The following is a 277-nucleotide window of genomic DNA, read 5'->3' as shown; positions in this document are numbered from 1 at the left end:
GCACTAGGTCGTGATAATACTGGGATTGATCCGGTGCATTTACTGGCAGTTTTATTACAGGATGAGTCTAACTTGTCTATCTGTCAGCAAGCAGGTGCATCTATTCCAGCATTAAAGAATGGCGTGGCGAAGGCATTGGACAATCAAGCTAAGATTGCTGAACCTACCGGTGATGTAAATCTAAATCCAAACGCAGTTAAAATTCTAAATTTGGCCGATCGCCAAGCGCAAAAAGCTGGTGATGATTTTATTGCAACAGAATGGGTTATATTGGCAC

General features: G+C 42.2%; 1 protein-coding gene. It reads left to right on the top strand.

The window, feature by feature from the left end:
• Window positions 1-277: Clp protease N-terminal domain-containing protein (locus AAEY83_RS14560; protein WP_351059978.1), on the top strand; the 277-nt coding region annotated here is incomplete at both ends.

The sequence above is a fragment of the Psychrobacter sp. TB20-MNA-CIBAN-0197 genome (assembly GCF_040309765.1).
GTDB lineage: Bacteria > Pseudomonadota > Gammaproteobacteria > Pseudomonadales > Moraxellaceae > Psychrobacter > Psychrobacter submarinus.
The sequence above is the reverse complement of the archived record's forward strand: the minus strand, read 5'-3'. Positions and strand labels throughout refer to the sequence as shown.